Origin of the sequence: Henriciella sp. AS95 (assembly GCF_038900055.1) — a bacterium.
Lineage (GTDB): Bacteria > Pseudomonadota > Alphaproteobacteria > Caulobacterales > Hyphomonadaceae > Henriciella.
Map to the genome: position 1 here is coordinate 1 of NZ_JBBMQM010000006.1, position 2,368 is coordinate 2,368.

2 protein-coding genes are annotated in these 2,368 nt (G+C 60.3%); one reads left to right on the forward strand and one right to left on the reverse strand.

Translation table 11 applies throughout. The features are described from left to right. The coding region (locus WNY37_RS18670) for a DUF933 domain-containing protein (RefSeq protein ID WP_342974981.1) at positions 1 to 195 on the forward strand (195 nt) is incomplete at its 5' end. Here the strand turns inward: WNY37_RS18670 and WNY37_RS18675 are convergent. After that, on the reverse strand, positions 192 to 2,105 hold the full coding sequence (locus WNY37_RS18675) for a tetratricopeptide repeat protein (protein ID WP_342974982.1): 1,914 nt from the start codon (positions 2,103 to 2,105) through the stop codon (positions 192 to 194). The genes WNY37_RS18670 and WNY37_RS18675 overlap by 4 nt on opposite strands. Positions 2,106 to 2,368: the final 263 nt, after the last annotated feature.

Genomic DNA, 2,368 nt, shown 5'->3' on the forward strand with positions numbered 1-2,368 from the left:
TCGGCCCCCAAGGCCGCTGGCGTGATCCATGGGGACTTCGAAAAAGGATTCATCCGCGCCGAAACCATTGCCTATGACGATTTTGTGTCCTTAGGCGGCGAGGGGCCTGCGAAAGAAGCGGGCAAGATGCGGGCCGAAGGCAAGGGGTATGTGGTGAAAGACGGGGATGTGTTGCACTTTTTGTTTAATACTTAGGGGGCGTCGCGGAGGGCGGAGATTTTGTCTAATTGCTGTTGAGCCATAGATCGGTATTGCGACGCTCCGGCACTTACAAACACCTCCTTTGCAGCATTCATGTAATCCAGCGCCCGATCCAAATGCGCCGGGTCGTGTGTTCTATCAAAGAATGCCACTTCCACGCTGCATAAATTACTTTGCGTCATGGCCCATTGCATCGGGACACGGTCGCGGGTGCATTCCTTGAGCGCCTCGGTATAGGCGGTGACAGCCTGTTCCAGCCGCGCGGTGTCGCTGTCGCGTTCGCCCAAAGCCAGCAGCGCATTGCCAAGGTTCATCTGCGTCATGGCCCATTGCATTGGCACGCGTTCACGGGTGCGTTCCTTGAGCGCCTCGGTATAGGCGGTGACGGCTTGTTCCAGCCGCGCAGTGTCGCTGTCGCGTTCGCCCAAAGTTGCCAGCGCACTGCCAAGGTTCATCTGCGTCACCGCCCAACCCATCGGGACACGGTCGCGGGTGTTTTCCTTAAGCGCCTCGGTATAGGCAGTGACAGCCTGTTCCAGCCGCGCGGTGTCGCTGTCGCGTTCGCCCAAAGCCAGCAGCGCATTGCCAAGGTTCATCTGCGCCATGGCCCATTGCATCGGCACGCGCTTTCTGGTGCTTTCCTTAAGCGTCTCGGTATAGGCGGTGACAGCCTGTTCCAGCCGCGCAGTGTCGCTGTCGCGTTCGCCCAAGGATAGCAGTGCATTGCCAAGGTTCATTTGCGTCATGGCCCAGTCCATGGGTACGCGCTTGCGAGTGCGTTCCTTAAGCGCCTCGGTATAGGCGATGATGGCCTGTTCCAACCGCGCAGTGTCGCTGTCGCGTTCGCCCAAGGATAGCAGCGCATTGCCAAGATCATTACCCGCAGTGCCGCGCTCATCAGCTGTGGTCGCGCGCGCCAGCACCAGACGCGCCAGATCAATGGCAAGGGCGCTGTCCAGATTGCGCCCTTTGTCTCGACCAACCTCGTAATAGTGGCTTCTCAGCGTCCGCTGAGCCTCAAACTCCGCGATCCCACCCGCCTCCATATCCGCCTTACGCACCAGCAACGTGGCGGCTTTCGCAGTGTTTCGGTCCATCAGCGCGACCTCGACCCCGCTGTCCAGCAGGCGGGTCATCTGCGCCTCGGCTTGAGACAGCGCCACGTCGATCTCATCACTGGCGGTGGCATACTCACCATCCTTGGCCAGTTCCGCCACGCGTTTCAGTACGGTGTCGACAAAATCACCGTGGTGCGACTGTATCTGCCCCTCGGCCTGCACCCGCACGGCGATGTCCATCGCGTATTGCAGGTCCAGCCAAGCTTGGCCTACATCGTCCGTCTCGGTCGTGATGCGCCCGGCTAGTCGAATGATGGCTTTTTCGGTGATGCCGATGTCGCGCAGCCGTTGCGCCTCGCCCGACACTTCAGTGCGGCGCAGCAGTTCCTGTTGCATGGCTTCCGACGCGTTGGGTGGCTCCAACAACGGCGTCAGAATAGCGACCAGCAGCGCCTGATAGTTCGCCAGCGCGGTGGCAGACCGATGTTCGCTATCTTTTGCCGTCGCTTTAATCTGTGCACAGATATTTTTTGCCACGGTGGGCGCATCCATATTGCCCTTGGCCATGTCTTCATAGCTGGCGGTGTGCAGCGCCATCATCTGGATCACGATCTTGCGCCGGTCACCGGTAACGTGCGCCTGCCGCAAATGGGTCTGCGCGGCATCGGCCATGATCTTGGCCAGTTCCCTGTCCTCCGGCTTGGCCTTCTTGAAAATCTCGAGCGCGGACAGCGCCGATGTGATCACCGCACCCGCCCCGCCCGTCAGGGACACATCCGCCGCCGCCTGTGCGACCGTGGCAAAGGCAACCGCAATATTGCCCGTGTGCAAGACCTTGGTGACCATCTTTCCACTCTCCTTGACGCCACCCTAAGGTCTGCGTCCCGGCATGCAAGATGTGGTTGTCAGCGGCTGGTTTGGCCGCGGTTTTGGGGGGTGACGGCGCACCGATCAAATACCGACGCAATACCGACGCGATACAGACGTTGAATTTTGCTGATATTTGCCCCTTGCCCCCCGCAGATGTCGCCGCTAAACGGGTCGACGGAGACGTGGCCGAGTGGTCGAAGGCGCTCCCCTGCTAAGGGAGTAGGCCCGGAAGGGTCTCG